This is a genomic window from Rathayibacter sp. AY1C1 (assembly GCF_002932105.1).
Taxonomy (GTDB): domain Bacteria; phylum Actinomycetota; class Actinomycetes; order Actinomycetales; family Microbacteriaceae; genus Rathayibacter.
In genome coordinates, this window is record NZ_PSWH01000011.1 from 91,020 (window position 1) to 106,451 (window position 15,432).

A 15,432-nucleotide genomic window follows, 5' to 3' on the forward strand; every position below is an offset into this window, starting at 1 on the left:
ATCACGGCGGCGTCGACGTCTCGTGGCTCGCGGCCGGACCCTGCAGGGCGGGCACCGAGCCGTTCATGAACAGCCAGGTCAGGGTCGCGCCGATCGCGAAGGAGAGCAGCGCCCGCCAGCGGACGTCCGGCAGCAGCGGCGAGCCGACCGGGGCGAACAGGTGCCCGAAGGAGCGGACGCGCGGCTCGAACACCGTGTAGTGCACCAGCACGATCGCACCCCAGGGGGCGACCCAGCCGACGAGGCCGACCAGCCACGCGTCGAGCGTGGTGGCGAGGTCGTCCTGGAAGACGAAGAACACCGCGGCCGCGAAGGCCAGCACGCCGACGATGAGGCTGAGCGCGCGGCGCCCGAGCCGGATGTCGAGGGCCTGGGTCGCCATGCCGAACGAGTAGATGTTCAGGACGTTGGTCGCGATCGGGCCGTGCACCACCAGGAGCAGCACGGGGATCGCGAGGGCGCCGAAGTTCTCGACGATCAGCTCCCCGGGATCCACGGATCCGTTCTTCGTCGCGAGGGTCGCACCGAGGACGCCGAGCCAGACCACCGGGATGAACTGGCCGAGGACGCTGGCGAGGTAGAGCCCCCGCTTCGAGGAGCGGGGCCCGACGAAGCGGGAGTAGTCGCCGGCGTAGGCGAGCCAGGTGAGGCCCCAGCCGATGCCGATGGCGGTCATCACGATGGACATGGCCGCGATGCGGTCGCCTCCGGTGAGCGCGCCCTCCGCGGGGCCGGCGTAGGACCAGTCGATGTCGAGAAAGAACCAGGCGACGACCGACATGATCGCCAGCACCAGGAGGGTCGGCGGGACGGTCCAGCGCTCGAAGGCGGCGATCGCGCGGTAGCCGAGGAAGGAGATCGCGACCTGCACCGCCATGATCACCGCCGCCACCGCGATCTTCCAGCCGACGTTCGCCTGCTCCGGGTCGACGACGCCGACGGAGCCGAGGAGCGCGATGACGAGGTCGAGGACGATCCAGGTGTTGATGGCGCACCAGCCGATCACGACCACGGCCTGGATGGCGGCCGGGACGTAGTTGCCGCGCCGGCCGAAGATCGCCCGTCCCACGAGCATCCCGGTCGCCCCCGTCCGCTGGCCGAGGAGGACGAAGAAGCCGAACACCGCCATCCCGACGACGTTGCCGAGCACGAGGACGGTGACGGTGTCCGCCAGGCCGAGGCCCATGTTCACGCCGAGGGCGCCGAGCACCCAGTTGATGGGGGCGATGTTGGCGCCGGTCCAGATCCAGAACTGCCCGTCGAGCCGGGCGGTGCGTCGGGAGTCGGGCAGGGGACTCAGCGCGTCCTCGGCGTCGGCGGTGCCGTGCAGGGTGTCGGTGCTCATGGCGGATCCTCTCGGGGAGGGAGATGAAGGGGAGGGCGGGGCGCCCGGTGAGGCTCCACTCTCGTGCGGACCCGTTTCGGGCGGCGCGTCCGCGTGTAAATTCGCCGTGACGCGAGAGGACGTTCTGTATGGCCTACCTGCTGTCGGACGCGATGCGGGATCCGCGCCTCGCCGCCATGCTCCCGGTGGTGGCCGCCGGGCACGCGGCCGCCGAGCGCGCCGTGATCCGCTGGGCACACACGAGCGAGCAGCTCGACATCGCGCCCCTCCTCCTCGGAGGCGAGCTGCTCCTGATGGAGGGCGCGCTCCTCTCGACCGATCAGGACCCGGCGGAGTGCCGCGAGTACGTGCGGTCTCTGGTGGATGCGGGAGTCGGCGCCCTCGCTCTCGAGCTCTCGCCGCGCCTGCCCGCGGTGCCGCCGCCGATCGTCGCGGCGGCCGACGAGCTCGGCCTCCCCGTGCTCGCCCTGCCCCGGCGCGTCCCCTTCGTGCAGGTCTGCGAGAGCATCAACACCCACCTCACCGAGCAGAAGTTCCGGAGCATCCGACTGGCGGACAGAGTGTCCGGTCTGCTGGCCGACGCGGCCTCCGGGGACGCCGGTGTCGACGAGCTCCTGCAGGTCGTCGCCTCCGCGACGGGCGCCTCCGCCTCGCTCGTCTCGCTCACGGGCGACGAGATCGCCCGCGCCTCGCCCGGGCCGGGCGTCGACACGGAGCCGACGGCCGGGACGTTCTCGAACGTGCTGCACGCGGGCGACTCCCTCCTGGGCACCCTGCATCTGCGGGCCCACGCCGACGCCGACCTCCACGCCGTCGCCGTCGCGCTCGACCGGGCGCCGGACGTCCTCGCGATCGCCGTGCTCCGGCACCGCCCGCCGTCGGTCACCGAGCGGCTGACCGCCCAGCTCTTCGCGATCGCATCTGTCGAGCGCGCGGACCAGGCGGCCGACCTCCAGATCGACGCCTTCCTCGGCCGCCTCGGCGCCGGCTCCCGGGAGCGCTACCTCGGCGTCCGGGCCGACACCGGTCACGACGACCGGCGGCTCCGCGCTCTGCTCCGCCTCCTGACGGGCGCGGGAGCGGATCCCGGCCCGGTGCTCTGCGTGGTCGGCTCCGAGCTGCTGGCGCTGCTGCCGTTCGCCACCGCCGCCGCGATGGAGGAGGGCCGCGCGGAGCTGCTGCGCCTCGGCGCCGCCCTCGACTCGGACGCTCTGCTCTGCGTCGGAAGCGGGCTCGGCGGGCAGGAGCGGGTGCCCCGGGAGCTGGCGGAGGTGCGCGGCGCGCTCGAGTGGGCGCCCGCGGGCGGAGTCGTCGACTCGCGCCAGTACCGCCTGGAGCGGTTCGCGAGCTCCCTGCAAAACGATCCGGAGGCGGACGACCTCGTCGAGGAGGTGCTCGGGCCCCTGCGCGCCCAGCGCGGCGAGCTGCTCGCCACCCTCGAGGCCTTCGCGTCGCTGTGGGGGAGCAAGACGGCGACGGCGGCCGCGCTCGGCATCGGCCGGCAGACCCTCTACGACCGGCTCGCGCGGATCGAGGAGCTGATCGGCCCGCTCGACTCGTCGCCGGCCCGCGCCCGGGTCGTCATGACCGCCGTCTTCCTGCACCGGGCGCGCGCGGCGCTCCCGGCGGGCTCGCCTCCGGTCGGGCGGACGTTCCCGCCTCCCGCCGAACGCTGACGCGGCCGGACCGCATCGAACGGCTCAGGCGGGCAGCAGCTCCGCGACGAGCGCCTGCACGCGGGCCCTGATGTCGTCGCGGATCGAGCGGACCTCCTCGAGCGGTCGGCCCTTCGGGTCGGCGAGGTCCCAGTCCTCGTAGCGCTTGCCCGGGAAGACGGGGCAGACGTCGCCGCAGCCCATCGTGATCACGACGTCGGAGGCCTGGACCTGCTCGGTGGTCATCAGCTGCGGGACGGCCTGCGAGATGTCGATGCCCTCCTCCGCCATCGCCTCGATCGCGATCGGGTTGATGCTGTCGCCGGGCTCGGAGCCGCCGGAGCGGACCTCGACGGCGCCGCCGGAGAGGGCGCGGAGGTAGCCGGCGGCCATCTGCGAGCGGCCGGCGTTGTGGATGCAGACGAAGAGGACGGTGGGGGCGGCCATCGGGGCTCCTGGTGTCGAGGGGCGGTGCTCGGAGGAGCACGGGGCGAGGGTAGCGCGCCCGGGCGAACGGCTCGCGGGCCCGCGGAGCCGCAGGAGACTCCGACGGCCGGGTCGGGAATATACCCCCCGGGGGTATGTTGCACTCCCCTGGACCGAACCGGAGGAGACACCATGACCGACCACGCCCACCACCACCCGACCACCTGGCGCGCCGCCGCCCTCGCGACCCTGCACTGCCTGACCGGCTGCGCGATCGGCGAGGTCCTCGGCATGGTGATCGGCTCCGCCCTGGGTCTGCCCGCCCTGGCGACGGTCGCCCTCTCGATCGTCCTCGCGTTCGTGTTCGGCTACGCGCTCACGCTGCGGGGCGTGCTCCGCTCCGGAGTGACGTGGCGCGCCGCCGTCGGCATCGCTCTGGCGGCCGACACCGTCTCGATCGCCGTGATGGAGGTCGTCGACAACACGGTGGTGCTCGCGATCCCCGGAGCGATGGACGCGGGCCTCTCGTCCGGCCTCTTCTGGGGCTCGCTCGCCGGCGCCCTGGCCCTGGCCTTCGTCGTCACGACCCCGGTGAACCGCCTGCTCATCTCCCGCGGCCGCGGCCACGCGGTCGTCCACGGCCTGCACGGCTGAGCCGCGCGGGCCTCGACAGGGCGCCTGCGGCGGCTGCTCGACCAGCAGGAGGCGCGTGCCGATCGAGCCGCCCGGGCCGCGGGCGCCGCGAGATCCCGCCGGGCGTCAGCCCCGCAGGCGGCGGTAGTGGCGGTTGCGGACCGAAAGGATCGCGCCTCCGATCACCGCCGCGAGGAACGAGCCGGCCAGGACGCCGACCTTCACGTGGTCGTCGGACTCGCTGCCCGCGCCGAACGAGAGCTCGCCGACGAGCAGCGACACCGTGAATCCGATGCCGGCCACGAACGCCATGCCGATCACGTCCACCCAGCGCAGCGACGGATCCAGGCCGATGCCGCGGAACCGGGTCAGGAGGAAGGTGCTCCCGGCGATGCCGAGCGGCTTGCCGAGCACGAGGCCCGCGATGATGCCCACGGCGATCGAGTCCTGGAAGGAGTCGACCAGGCCCGCGACTCCGCCGACCGTCACTCCGGCCGAGAAGAACGCGAAGACCGGCACCGCGACCGCGGTCGAGAGGACGCTCCAGCGATCGGCGAAATGGGCGGCGAGGCCGTCGTAGACCGGGCGCCCCTCCGCGTCCGACCCCACCTGCACCCGGGCGCGCTTCGTCGCGACGACCGGCACGGTGAAGCCGAGCAGCACGCCCGCGACCGTGGCGTGGATGCCCGAGGCGTGCACGAGCGCCCATGTCGCCACTCCGAGCGGGATCAGCACCCACCAGGCGCGCACGCCGCGCTGCACGCAGACCGCGAAGACCGCCAGCGGCACCAGCGCGAGCAGGAGCATCACCACGTCGATGCCGGCGGTGTAGAAGACGGCGATGATCGTGATCGCGATGAGGTCGTCCACCACGGCGAGCGTGAGGAGGAACGTCCGCAGCGCCGGCGGGAGGAAGCGGCCGACCACGGCGATCACCGCGACGGCGAAGGCGATGTCGGTGGCGGCGGGGATCGCCCAGCCGTCCAGCGCGGCTCCTCCGCGGGGCAGGTTCACCGCGGTGAAGATCAGGGCGGGGACGGCCACGCCGCCGACGGCCGCGACGATCGGCACGAGCGCCGTCTTCGGGTCGCGGAGCTTGCCGGCGACGAACTCCTCCTTGAGCTCGAGCCCGACGACGAAGAAGAAGATCGCGAGCAGGCCGTCGGCCGCCCACGACCCGACGCTCAGCTCGAGGTGCAGGGCCTCGGGGCCGAAGCGGAAGTCGCGGACCGCGCTGTAGAGCGCGGACGCGGGGCTGTTGGCGACGATCAGGGCGAGGAGGGTCGCGGTGAGCAGGAACGCTCCGCCGACCGTGTCCTTCTGGAGGGTCTGGCGGAGTCCCCGCCAGATCGAGTGGGGGGCCTGATCGGCGGGCAGGGGCTGGTGCGGCATGAGGGGTTCCGTCCGGAGGGGTGGGTGAGCGCGGGGACGCGGCCGCGGGCTCCGGAGGAGGGGCGGTCGCGGGTCAGCCGCGCGGCGGCGGGCAGCCGGCGATCTCGCCGTGCGCGTTCGTCCCCCACGAGCTGAGCCATCCGTTCGTGCCCGAGGCGCGCTTGGTCAGCAGCTGCCGGGTCGGGTACGCCGCGGCGGCGCGCGCGCGGGCGCGGCTCAGCGGAGGGAGGGTCAGGGGCACCTGTCAAGGGTACCGGTGGCGCCCGTGAGGGGGCAGGGTGCGGACGAGCGCGCGGAGATGGGGAGCCGCTCTCCGCATGCTGAGAGAGCCGCGCATGCCGACGCCCGCGCCGATCCCGCCGCCGTCCGGCACCGCGGGCGCCCGGAGCTCGCCTTCGCGGCCGGCGCGGAGGCGCCCGTCGCAGCTCCGTGCTCCTCGGGCGGGAGCAGCCTCGACCCCTGCACGCTCCACCCGGCACCGGTACCCCTACCCGTGGATCCGCCGCAGGCGCATCGTAGGGCTGTGAAGCAGATCCAGTACGCCGGCGCGACCTTCCAGGTGGGGGACGCGGTCGCCGACGCACTCGTCTCCTACGCCTCCGGGCTCGCCGCCCACGGCCGCACCGACAGTGTCGAGCTCCCCGTGCTCGGCGGCGACGGCCACGCGACGGTCGTGACGCTGCTGCTCAACTCCGCGACGAGCCTCTTCGTCTCCGGCGCCGCAGGCCTCCTGCCCGGGCTCGACGAGAAGGCGGTCGCCGCCGACCTCCGCCAGCGGACGCAGTGGCTGGACGCGGTCCCGGCGGTCACCGCCGTGGAGCCGAGCGCTCCGGAGGACCTGATCTGGCTCGAGTTCCCGGAGGTCGCGGCCCTGATGGACCCCGAAGCCGGCGCCCACTCCCCCGCGACGCTCCACCTCGTCGAGCACTCGCCGCGGCGCGACTCCCTCGTCTTCACCGTCGTCTACGTCAGCACGCTCGACCGCGACCTGGGCTCGGGGGAGATCCGCCGGCTGCTCGAGACGAGCCGCCGCAACAACGTCGAGCACGGCGTCTCGGGGATGCTCGTCTTCCGCGGCCGCCGCGTGATGCAGCTGCTCGAGGGCGAGGAGTCGGACGTGCGCTCGCTCTACGCGCGGATCCTCGCCGACCCGCGGCACGAGGGCGTGGTCACCGTCTGGACCAGCGTGCACGAGCAGCGCCGGTTCCCGGACTGGTCGATGGGCTTCGACGAGCTCGACCTGCCCGTCGAGCGGCCCGCCTCCTGGCCCGAGCCGGACCTCCCCGAGCAGTCGATCGACGCCGTGGCGGACGACTACCTCCGCCGCCGGTCGGAGGCGCTGCGGAGCGCGCTGGTGAGCAGCGACCCCCTCGTCGCGAGCCTCGCCGTCATCCTGCACGGGCACCGCCCGGAGCGCGTCCTCGAGGGCGGCGCCGGAGTGCGGCTGCGCTGCGCCGAGTGCCGCGCCTTCGACGCCCACGACGGGTACGACTCCTACCCCTGCGCGACCGCGAGGACCGCGATCCAGGCGCTCGAGGCGGCCTGACGCGAGCCGGGCGGCCGTGCGGGATCACCGTCCCGGGGCGCTCCGAGCGCACCCCCCTTCCGCGGGTCTGCGCAAGCCCGTCCGCTCGCTCCGGCGCGCCCCTAGGGTGAGGCCATGACCGATCCCGGCGCGGCCCGCCACGACGTCCTCATCATCGGCGGCGGCAACGCCGGACTCTCGACCGCGGGACGGCTGCGGCGCTCCGGAATGGACGACGTCGCGGTGATCGAGCCCCGGTCGACCCACGTCTACCAGCCGATGCTCTCCCACGTCGCGGGCGGCACAGCACCCGCCTCCGCGGCGACCCGGCCCCAGGGCTCGGTGACGCCGAAGGGGGTCGTCTGGATCCAGGACCGCGTCGAGACGATCGACCCGGTCGCGCACACGGTCACCCTCCTCTCCGGCCGCACCGTCGGCTACGGGCAGCTCGTCGTCTGCCCCGGGATCCAGAAGGACTGGGCCGCGGTCCCCGGGCTCCAGGAGGCGATGGACTCGCCGTTCGGAGTGTCGAACTACGAGTACGAGTACGCCCGCAAGGCGTCGCAGGTGCTCCGCGAGGTCCGCTCCGGCACCGTCGTCTTCACGCAGCCCGGCGGCCCCGGCACCTGCTCCGGCGCCTCGCAGAAGCCGATGTACCTCGCCTGCGACTACTGGCGCGCGACCGACGTCCTCGACCGCATCCGCGTCGTGCTCGTCGTGCCGACCCCCACCCTGTTCGGGATGCCGCTGATCGACTCCGAGCTCGAGCGGAAGGTGGCGGAGTACGGGATCGAGGTCCGCTACGGCCGCGAGCTGGTCGAGGTCGACGCGGCCGAGCGGAGGGTCGTCCTCGCCGTCGACGAGCGCGCGACCGCCCTCCCCGGCCCCGACCGCGCGCGGCGCTCGACCGACGGCCCGCGCGAGACGCTGTCGTACGACGTGCTGCACGCCGTGCCCCCGCAGTCTTCCCCCGACTGGCTGGCCGGCACCGGGCTGGCCGCAGAGGGCGACGAGGGCGGCTTCGTCGAGGTCGACCCGCTGACCCTGCGGCACCCGCGGTTCCCCGACGTCTGGGCGCTCGGCGACGCGGCGGCCACGGTCAACTCGAAGTCCGGAGGAGCGCTGCGCCAGCAGACCACCACGCTCGCGAAGAACCTCGTCGCCGCGCAGAAGGGCCGCCCGCTCCCCCGCGTGTACAACGGCTACTCCGTCTGCCCCTTCGTGGTCTCGCGCTCGAGCGTGGTGTTCGCCGAGTTCGACGACCGCTACCGCCCGAAGCCGACCGTCCCCTTCTGGACGGGCCTGGCGAAGGAGCGGCGCCTCACCTACCTCGCCGACCGCCGCGTCCTGCCGTGGGTGTACTGGAATCTGATCCTGCAGGGACGGGCCTGAGCGTCCTCTTCCGGACATGTCCGGAAGAGGCGCTTGCCGCTGCCGGAGGCGCTCCCGAGACTGAGGGGTCGGCACCACCGTCCGACGTGCCCCCTCGTCTCCTGGAGGACCCGATGCGGCCCAGCCCGACTCCCGACCGCTCCGGCACCGCGCGATGACGACCGCGCAGGACTGGGGGCCCTCGACCGACGCGGGCTCCGCAGGCGGTCCGCCCGCCTCGCGGAGGCAGCGCGTGCGCGCCTGGATGCGCGGCGGCTCCTTCGGGCCGACCGGCCTCACCCGGCGCGGCTGCCTCCTGGTGCTGGCGTCGGTGCTCGTGGTGGCGGTGCCGGTCGTCGCGCTGACGCTCGCGCACGTCGACCCGCACGCGTCGCTGAAGGTCTGGATCCTGGCGATCACGCTGATCGCGCTGGTCGGAGCGCTGCTCCGGGTCGTCGCCGACGCCGGTCCGGACCCGCAGGCCGACCTCGATCGCGCGGGCAAGGCGGTCGGAGCGGTGGCCGCGGCCTACACGGCGCTGGCCGTGATCATCGACTGGGGGATGCTGCACCTCTGAGGCGCGGTCAGCGGGCCTCGTCGCGCGGATCGTCCGTGCCGTCGGGAGCGCTGCCGATCACGTCCGGTGTCCCGCCGGTGCCGCCCTGCGCGCTCCTGGTCCCGTCCCGCGCCGCCCGCTCGTCCTCGAGCCGGCTGAGCCAGCCCGGACCCTCGCGCCGCAGCCGCTCCGCCTCCGGACTCCGGACGGGCGGCGCCGCCGGCCGCCGCAGGAGCCGCACCTGCCGGACCGCGCCGAGCACCACTCCGGCGCCGAACAGCGGCAGGCCGAGCAGGAGCACCAGCCACAGCGGCGCGTGCCGGCGTCCGCCGCCGACGACCGCGCCGAGATCCCAGCCCGCGTCCGCCGCCAGCCAGAGCATCCCCGCCACGAAGACGGCGCTCATTAGCGAGAGCGCCCAGGGCTGCGCGAGGAGGAGCGCCTGCGTGCGCTCCGTGCGGAAACCCTTCGCCATGCGCCGATCCTAGGCGGGCGTCAGCCGGCGAGGATCCGGTCGACCAGCCCCTGCGCGTCGCCCTCCGCGGGAACGATCTGCACGGTGTCGCCCTCGATCGGCTGCATCACGGAGAGCGCCGACTCGACCCGGTCGCCCACGCGGAGGAGGAGCCGGGCGTCGGCCCCCTCGTCGATGGCCGCCTGCGAGCCGCGGCGCAGGAGGGCGGCGCCCGCCTCGTCGAACCGGACGTCGACGACCCCCGTGCTCGGATCGGCCTCGACCGCGGCGACGCCCGCGCGGGTGAAGTCCTCGGGATCGACGAGGACGTCCTGCCCGCCGACCGGGACGCACTGCGGATCGGAGCCGGGCTCGCAGAGCGCCGAGACGGCGACCCCGAGGCCGCCGACGGGCTCCGGAGTGGCGGACGGGGACGCCGCGAGCGACGACCCGGCGGAGCAGCCGGTCAGGGCGAGCAGGAGGAGCGCGGCGGCTCCGGGGGCGGTGCGGCGGATCACGGGGTCTCCTCGGGTCGCGTCGGAGCGCGCCACGATACCGAGGCTCCGGCGCTGCGGCCACTCGGCGGCACAGCTCGGGCGGAGCAGCTGCGGGCGGAGCGGCCGGTCCGCGGCCCGGCGGGGCAGGCGGCGGCGACCCGCCCCTCAGAGCCGGACGACCAGCTTCACCGCCGACACACCCTCGTGCAGCCGGTCGAGGGCGGGCTGCAGCGCGGCGAGCCCCTCACCCACCACTTCGGGCGCGGGGGCGCAGACGTGGCGACCCTCGGCGAGCGCCGACGGCAGGTGGTCGCGCCACAGCATCGGCCCCACCTCGTTCGTCATCAGCGAGCCGCCCCAGACGAAGCGGGCGCGGATGCCGCGGCGACGGGCCGCGATCTGCAGCGCCGCGGTGCCGCCGACCAGGCGCAGCATCGTCCGCACGAAGGCGGCGCTGACACCGCGCCGGCGCGGGAGCGAGCCGAACGAGACGGAGGGGCTGGCCAGGGCGACCCGTCGCGCTCCGGTGCCCGCGGCCACCGCCACCGACGGGGCACCGGAACCCGTCCCGATCGCGAGCACCCCCGCGACCTCGTGGCCCGCGAGCGCCGCCACCAGGTCGGCGACGACGGTGGGGCTGCGGTAGTCGAGCACGATCTCGGCGCCCAGCTCGCGCATCCGATCGTGGTTGCGGGGCGACGCGGTCGTCGCCACGCGGTGCCCGGAGGCGACGGCGAGCTGGATCGCGTTGCTCCCCACGCTCGTCGTCCCGCCCCAGACCACGACCGTCTTGCCCGTCGGCCGGACCGGGACGCTCAGGTGCGGCAGGGCGAGGTGGTCCCGCTGGAACAGCGCCGTCGCCGCCGTCGAGACCGCGAGCGGCAGCACCGCCGCCTCCTCGAAGCCCAGCCGGTCGGGGATCGGCGCCGCCAGGTCCTCGCGCACGACCGTGTACTCCTGGAAGGCGCCCTCGTCGCGGTTCCGCCGCCCGCGCTCCATCCCGACCGCGTACGCGACGACCCGGTCGCCGACGGCGAAGCGCGTCACTCCAGGGCCGACCGCCTCGACCACTCCGGCCACGTCCTCCCCGAGCACCGCCGGGTACGGCACCCACCGGAACATCAGATCGCCCGTCCACTGCTTCATCTCGTCGACCGGATTCACGGCCAGGGCGCGGTTGCGCAGCAGGACCTCCCCCGGACCGGGGACGGGCATAGGAGCGGGGCGGACGACGAGGTCGGCCCGCGGGGCGGTCAGCAGGGCGGCGGCGTTCTCGGGCACGGGCGGCTCCAGTCAGAAGTGATGGCAGGACGTGTCGTCACACTACTCCTGATGACACGTCGTGTCGTCAGCTATCCTGGGCAGATGTCACGCTGGGCCCCCGATGCCGCCCTCCGCCTCGAGCAGGCGGCGATGGAGCTCTTCGCCGAGCACGGCTACGCGGGCACCACCGTCCCCGCGATCGCGGAGCGCGCCGGGCTCACCACCCGCACTTTCTTCCGCCACTTCGCCGACAAGCGCGACGTCCTCTTCCTCCGCGAGCGCGAGTTGCCCGAGATCGTCGGCCGCCTGCTCGCCGGCGCCCCCGCCGGCCTCGCGCCGATGGACCTCGTGATGCACGGCCTCGAGGCGGCCGCCTCGGGCGACCTCCAGACCTGGCGCGCTCAGATTTCCGCCCGCCGTGCCGTCGTGCGCTCCGAGCCGCAGCTGCGTGAGCGCGAGCTCCTGAAGTCGGCCGCCCTCGCCGAGAGCATGCGCGCCGCCCTCGTCGACGCCGGAGTCGCGCCGGAGGACGCGGCCCTCGCCGCCCTCGCGGCCTCCGCCCTCTTCGACCTCGCCCTGGAGCGCTGGCTCGCCGCACCCGAGGGGTCCCTCCTGGTCGACGTCCTCCGCGCCGAGCGCGCACGCCTCGGCGCACTGCTCGCGCGCTGACCCGCACGCCGCTGTCGATACGTCGCGAACGGTCGTCCTCCGCGACGGGAGGCGGCCGTTCGCGACGCCTCGGACCGGCGAGCGGGGGACGATCCGCTCAGAGCGCCCAGGGGAAGGCGGGGGCGTTCGAGCGGGCGCCCTGCGCGGCCTTCGAGCGGCCGGGCTCGCCGAGCTCGGCGAGCAGCGCCTCCGACTCGCCGACGAGGACCGCGAGCGCGCCGGGCGTGAACCAGTCGGGACGGAGGGCGAACAGGAGGTCCTCGGTCGCCGTATTGCCGCTGGCGCCCGGCGCGAAGGGGCAGCCGCCGAGGCCGCCGAGCGCGCCGTCGACCACCGCGGCCCCGGCCTGCACGGCGGCGATCGCGTTCGCGACGCCCGAGCCCCAGGTGTCGTGGCCGTGGAACACGATCTCGCGCGGCGGGGCCTCCGCGGCCACGCGCGAGACGAGCGACGCCACCTGGCCGGCGTGCGCCTGCCCGAGCGTGTCGCAGACGACCACGTCGGCCGCTCCCGCCGCTCGCGTGTCGCGCGCGATCGCGAGCACGCGCTCCGGGTCGACCGGGCCCTCGAACGGGCAGGTGAAGGAGGTGGCGATGCACAGCTGGATCCGCCCGCCGACGCTCTCGGCGAGCGCGACCGCCTCCGGCATCGCGGCCATGCTCGCCTCGGTCGGCCTGCCGACGTTGGCGAGGTTGTGCGAGTCGGACGCCGAGAAGCAGTACTGGAAGCGGCGCGCCCCCGCGGCGGCCGCACGCTCGACGTGGCGCGGAGTCGCGACCCACACCCAGCACCGCTCCAGCTCCTCGGGAGTGAGCGCGGCGATCACGTCGAGGGTGTCGGCCATCGGAGGGACGAGGTCGCCGCGCGCGAGCGAGCCGATCTCGAGCTCGGGCACTCCCGCGGCGAGCAGCGTGCGCGCGAGGTCGACCTTGCGCTCGGTCGTCAGGAGCTTGCCGGTGAGCTGCAGGCCGTCGCGGAGGGTGACGTCGCGCAGGCGCGCGGAGGCGAGCGCGGTCACCGGCCGGCCTCCTCGGCAGCGGCGGCGGAGGGAGCAGCAGCAGCCCCGCCGGCGGAGGGAGCAGCGGGACCGGTCCGCCGGAGCATCCCCAGCACCTCCTCGGTGTCCTGGCCCAGGTCGGGCGCGAGCGAGCGGATGGGGAGGGAGCGGCCGCCGAGCACCGGCACGATCCCCGGGAAGCCCACGCCGCGCAGGGTGCCGCCGGCGTCCTCGACGTCGAAGGCCTGGATCATGTCGCGCGCCGCGTACTGCTCGCTCGCGCTGATGTCGGCGGCCGTGTAGATCGGGCCGGAGGGGACGCCCTCGTCGTCGAGGACCGCGAGCGCCTCGGCGGCGGTGCGGCCCGCCGTCCACGCGCCGATCGCGGCGTCCAGCTCGTCGCGCCGGGCCCAGCGCTGCTCGTTCGAGGCGAGCGCCGGGTCCTCGCCCAGGTCGGCGCGGCCGATCACCGCCATCAGCCGCTGGAAGATCGCGTCCGCGTTCCCCGCTATCACGATGCTCGCCCCGTCGGCGCAGGTGTAGGCGTTGGTCGGGGCGATGCCCTCCATCCGCCCGCCGACGCGCTCCCGGACGATGCCGTGCGCCTGGAAGTCGGGGATCAGCGACTCCGTCATCGAGAACATCGCCTCGTGCAGCGCCACGTCGACGACCCGCTCCGCCAGCGGTGCCGGATCCAGCCCGGCGGAGCGGCGGGTCTCGCGCTGGAACAGCGCCATCATCACTCCGTAGCCCGCGTACAGCCCGGCGATCGAGTCGCCGATCGAGACGCCGACGCGCACGGGCGGCCGGTCCGGGTCGCCGACCAGCTCGCGGAACCCGCCCATCGCCTCCGCGACCGCCGCGAACCCGGGCCGGGCCGACAGCGGGCCGGTCTGCCCGAACGCGGAGATGCGGCCGATCACGATGCCGGGCCGGGCCTCGTCGAGCACGTCCGGCCCGATCCCCCAGCGCTCGAGCGTGCCGGGCCGGAAGTTCTCGAGCACCACGTCGCACTCGGCGACCAGGCGGCGGACGGCGTCCCGCCCCTCGTCCGTGCGCAGGTCGAGCGCGATCGAGCGCTTGTTGCGGTTGATCGTGTGGAAGAGGAGCGAGGTCTCGGACCCCTCGTGCAGCCGCCAGCGGCGCAGCTCGTCCCCCGTGCCGGGCCGCTCCACCTTAATCACCTCGGCGCCGAAGTCGGCGAGCAGTCGGCCAGCCGTGGGCGCCGCGATGAAGTTGCCGAGCTCGAGGACGCGGACGCCCGCGAGCGGGAGGGGTGCGGTCATGGCACGGCCTTTCGCTCCCGTCGAGGCTAGCGCGGAGGACGGCGCCACCCCCTGCCCTCACGCGGACGCCCGACCTACACTTGCCGGACATCATGCGCAGACACACCCTCACTCCGCGACCGGACTGGCGAGCCCGCTGCGACGAGATCGGCTTCAGCTTCTACGACCTCCCCTCCGAGGGCGGCCGCCCCTACTGGAACGAGTCCGCGGCCTACTCCTTCGAGCCCGCCGAGATCGACCTGCTCGAGCGCACGACCTCGGAGCTCTTCGACCTCTGCATGGAGGCCTGCGAGCTCGTGGTGCGGAAGGGCCGCTTCGCCGAGTTCGGCATCCCGCCCCGCTTCCACGAGCTGGTGCGCACCTCGTGGGACGAGGACGACCCCACGGTCTACGGCCGCTTCGACCTCGCCTACGACGGCGCGGGCGCGGTGAAGCTGCTCGAGTTCAACGCCGACACCCCGACCTCGCTGGTCGAGACCGCCGCGGCCCAGTGGCAGTGGCTCGTCGAGACGAAGGGTCCCGACGCCGACCAGTTCAACAGCCTGCACGAGCAGCTCGTCGAGCAGTGGCGCCACCTCCGCCTCGAGCGCTGGAGCCTCGACGAGGGCGCCCGGCTGCACCTCGCGTCGCTGCACGACTCCGGAGACGGCGAGCTGATCGTCGAGGACGCCGACACCGTCGCCTACATGGCCGAGACCGCGGCGCAGGCCGGCTTCGACCCCAAGCTGATCTTCGTCGAGGACATCCGCTACGAGCTCGACGGCGCCGGCTTCCTCGACGGCGACGGCGAGCCGATCCGCCACGTCTTCAAGCTGTACCCGTGGGAGTGGATGCTCGGCGAGCAGTTCGGCGGCCTCCTCCTCGACCGGCGCGAGCGCACCCGCTGGGTCGAGCCGGCGTGGAAGCTCCTGCTCAGCAACAAGCAGCTGCTGGTGGTGCTGTGGGAGATGTTCCGCGGCCACCCGAACCTGCTGCCCGCCTCCGTGCATCCGCTGCCCGGCACCGCCCAGGTGCGCAAGCCGCGCCTGGGCCGGGAGGGCGCGAACGTGACGGTCCTCGACGCCGACGGCTCGGTCGTCGCCGAGAACGGCGGGAGCTACGGCGCCGAGGGCTTCATCCACCAGGAGCGCGCCGAGCTGGCCCGGGTCGACGGGAAGACCGTCGTCATCGGCAGCTGGATCGTCGGCGAGACGCCGGCCGGCATCGACGTGCGCGAGACGAGCGGCCTGATCACCGGCGACCTGGCGGAGTTCGTCCCCCACTACATCGAGGGCGGACGGAGCGACGGGGTCGCGACGGCCGCGGACGGCGCGTCGGCCGCCTCCCGCCCCGGGCGCGGGAGCGCCGTAGGCGGGGGTGGCGC

General features: G+C 74.4%; 16 protein-coding genes. 7 read left to right on the top strand and 9 right to left on the bottom strand.

What is annotated here, in order from left to right; genetic code table 11:
• Position 1: 1 nt before the first annotated feature.
• The gene (locus C5C71_RS07515) at positions 2-1,345 is read right to left on the bottom strand and encodes a cytosine permease (RefSeq protein WP_104337441.1); all 1,344 of its coding nucleotides are present in this window, start codon (positions 1,343-1,345) and stop codon (positions 2-4) included.
• A 128-nt stretch (positions 1,346-1,473) separates the two neighbouring features.
• Here C5C71_RS07515 and C5C71_RS07520 point away from each other — a divergent pair, with 128 nt between their 5' ends.
• A complete protein-coding gene (locus C5C71_RS07520) occupies positions 1,474-3,021 on the top strand; it encodes a PucR family transcriptional regulator (RefSeq protein ID WP_104337442.1) in 1,548 nt (515 codons plus the stop codon).
• A gap of 24 nt (positions 3,022-3,045) precedes the next feature.
• Here C5C71_RS07520 and C5C71_RS07525 read toward each other — a convergent pair whose 3' ends face one another.
• A complete protein-coding gene (locus C5C71_RS07525) occupies positions 3,046-3,447 on the bottom strand; it encodes an arsenate reductase ArsC (protein WP_104222419.1) in 402 nt (133 codons plus the stop codon).
• A gap of 171 nt (positions 3,448-3,618) precedes the next feature.
• On the opposite strand from C5C71_RS07525, the gene C5C71_RS07530 reads away from it, so the two are divergent.
• Positions 3,619-4,080, top strand: a complete 462-nt coding sequence (locus tag C5C71_RS07530) for a DUF4396 domain-containing protein (RefSeq protein ID WP_104234357.1) — start codon at positions 3,619-3,621, stop codon at positions 4,078-4,080.
• Between the two features lie 105 nt (positions 4,081-4,185).
• On the opposite strand, the gene nhaA is transcribed toward C5C71_RS07530, so the two are convergent.
• A complete protein-coding gene (gene nhaA / locus C5C71_RS07535; protein WP_104337443.1) occupies positions 4,186-5,451 on the bottom strand; it encodes a Na+/H+ antiporter NhaA in 1,266 nt (421 codons plus the stop codon).
• 73 nt (positions 5,452-5,524) lie between these two features.
• Positions 5,525-5,692, bottom strand: coding sequence for a hypothetical protein (locus C5C71_RS17545; protein WP_181027217.1), 168 nt, complete (start codon positions 5,690-5,692; stop codon positions 5,525-5,527).
• Between the two features lie 282 nt (positions 5,693-5,974).
• Between C5C71_RS17545 and C5C71_RS07540 the strand changes: the two genes are divergently transcribed.
• The 3 genes from C5C71_RS07540 (at position 5,975) to C5C71_RS07550 (ending at position 8,924) form a co-directional block, all read left to right on the top strand.
• Positions 5,975-6,997 carry a BLUF domain-containing protein gene (locus C5C71_RS07540; protein WP_104250016.1) on the top strand — a complete coding sequence of 341 codons (1,023 nt, stop codon included), beginning with the start codon at positions 5,975-5,977 and terminating at the stop codon, positions 6,995-6,997.
• A 114-nt stretch (positions 6,998-7,111) separates the two neighbouring features.
• Positions 7,112-8,368: an NAD(P)/FAD-dependent oxidoreductase gene (locus C5C71_RS07545; RefSeq protein ID WP_104337444.1), complete on the top strand. Its 1,257-nt coding sequence runs from the start codon at positions 7,112-7,114 to the stop codon at positions 8,366-8,368.
• Positions 8,369-8,522: 154 nt separating this feature from the next.
• On the top strand, positions 8,523-8,924 hold the full coding sequence (locus C5C71_RS07550; protein ID WP_104337445.1) for a hypothetical protein: 402 nt from the start codon (positions 8,523-8,525) through the stop codon (positions 8,922-8,924).
• Between the two features lie 7 nt (positions 8,925-8,931).
• Here the strand turns inward: C5C71_RS07550 and C5C71_RS07555 are convergent, their stop codons facing one another.
• The 3 genes from C5C71_RS07555 to C5C71_RS07565 all read right to left on the bottom strand — a co-directional run bounded on the left by C5C71_RS07555 (position 8,932) and on the right by C5C71_RS07565 (position 11,135).
• Positions 8,932-9,378, bottom strand: coding sequence for a hypothetical protein (locus tag C5C71_RS07555; protein WP_104337446.1), 447 nt, complete (start codon positions 9,376-9,378; stop codon positions 8,932-8,934).
• Positions 9,379-9,398: 20 nt separating this feature from the next.
• A complete protein-coding gene (locus tag C5C71_RS07560; protein ID WP_104263312.1) occupies positions 9,399-9,875 on the bottom strand; it encodes a hypothetical protein in 477 nt (158 codons plus the stop codon).
• A 144-nt stretch (positions 9,876-10,019) separates the two neighbouring features.
• Positions 10,020-11,135: a zinc-binding alcohol dehydrogenase family protein gene (locus C5C71_RS07565; RefSeq protein WP_104337447.1), complete on the bottom strand. Its 1,116-nt coding sequence runs from the start codon at positions 11,133-11,135 to the stop codon at positions 10,020-10,022.
• 84 nt (positions 11,136-11,219) lie between these two features.
• Between C5C71_RS07565 and C5C71_RS07570 the strand changes: the two genes are divergently transcribed.
• Positions 11,220-11,786, top strand: a complete 567-nt coding sequence (locus tag C5C71_RS07570; RefSeq protein WP_104337448.1) for a TetR/AcrR family transcriptional regulator — start codon at positions 11,220-11,222, stop codon at positions 11,784-11,786.
• Between the two features lie 97 nt (positions 11,787-11,883).
• On the opposite strand, the gene C5C71_RS07575 is transcribed toward C5C71_RS07570, so the two are convergent.
• Positions 11,884-12,804, bottom strand: coding sequence for a hydroxymethylglutaryl-CoA lyase (locus C5C71_RS07575; protein WP_104337449.1), 921 nt, complete (start codon positions 12,802-12,804; stop codon positions 11,884-11,886).
• Complete coding sequence (locus C5C71_RS07580) at positions 12,801-14,069, bottom strand: CaiB/BaiF CoA-transferase family protein (RefSeq protein WP_104337450.1); 1,269 nt, start codon at positions 14,067-14,069, stop codon at positions 12,801-12,803. Before C5C71_RS07580 ends, C5C71_RS07575 begins: the two co-directional genes overlap by 4 nt.
• Before the next feature lie 92 nt (positions 14,070-14,161).
• Between C5C71_RS07580 and C5C71_RS07585 the strand changes: the two genes are divergently transcribed.
• A partial coding sequence (locus C5C71_RS07585) for a glutathionylspermidine synthase family protein (protein WP_104337451.1) occupies positions 14,162-15,432 on the top strand: 1,271 nt, incomplete at its 3' end.

Excerpts from the sequence above, each read along its gene's own strand:
- C5C71_RS07515 (WP_104337441.1), bottom strand. The coding sequence starts at position 1,345 with ATGAGCACCGACACCCTGCACGGCACCGCCGACGCCGAGGACGCGCTG.
- C5C71_RS07520 (WP_104337442.1), top strand. The coding sequence starts at position 1,474 with ATGGCCTACCTGCTGTCGGACGCGATGCGGGATCCGCGCCTCGCCGCC.
- C5C71_RS07525 (WP_104222419.1), bottom strand. The coding sequence starts at position 3,447 with ATGGCCGCCCCCACCGTCCTCTTCGTCTGCATCCACAACGCCGGCCGC.
- C5C71_RS07530 (WP_104234357.1), top strand. The coding sequence starts at position 3,619 with ATGACCGACCACGCCCACCACCACCCGACCACCTGGCGCGCCGCCGCC.
- nhaA (WP_104337443.1), bottom strand. The coding sequence starts at position 5,451 with ATGCCGCACCAGCCCCTGCCCGCCGATCAGGCCCCCCACTCGATCTGG.
- C5C71_RS07545 (WP_104337444.1), top strand. The coding sequence starts at position 7,112 with ATGACCGATCCCGGCGCGGCCCGCCACGACGTCCTCATCATCGGCGGC.
- C5C71_RS07550 (WP_104337445.1), top strand. The coding sequence starts at position 8,523 with ATGACGACCGCGCAGGACTGGGGGCCCTCGACCGACGCGGGCTCCGCA.
- C5C71_RS07555 (WP_104337446.1), bottom strand. The coding sequence starts at position 9,378 with ATGGCGAAGGGTTTCCGCACGGAGCGCACGCAGGCGCTCCTCCTCGCG.
- C5C71_RS07570 (WP_104337448.1), top strand. The coding sequence starts at position 11,220 with ATGTCACGCTGGGCCCCCGATGCCGCCCTCCGCCTCGAGCAGGCGGCG.
- C5C71_RS07580 (WP_104337450.1), bottom strand. The coding sequence starts at position 14,069 with ATGACCGCACCCCTCCCGCTCGCGGGCGTCCGCGTCCTCGAGCTCGGC.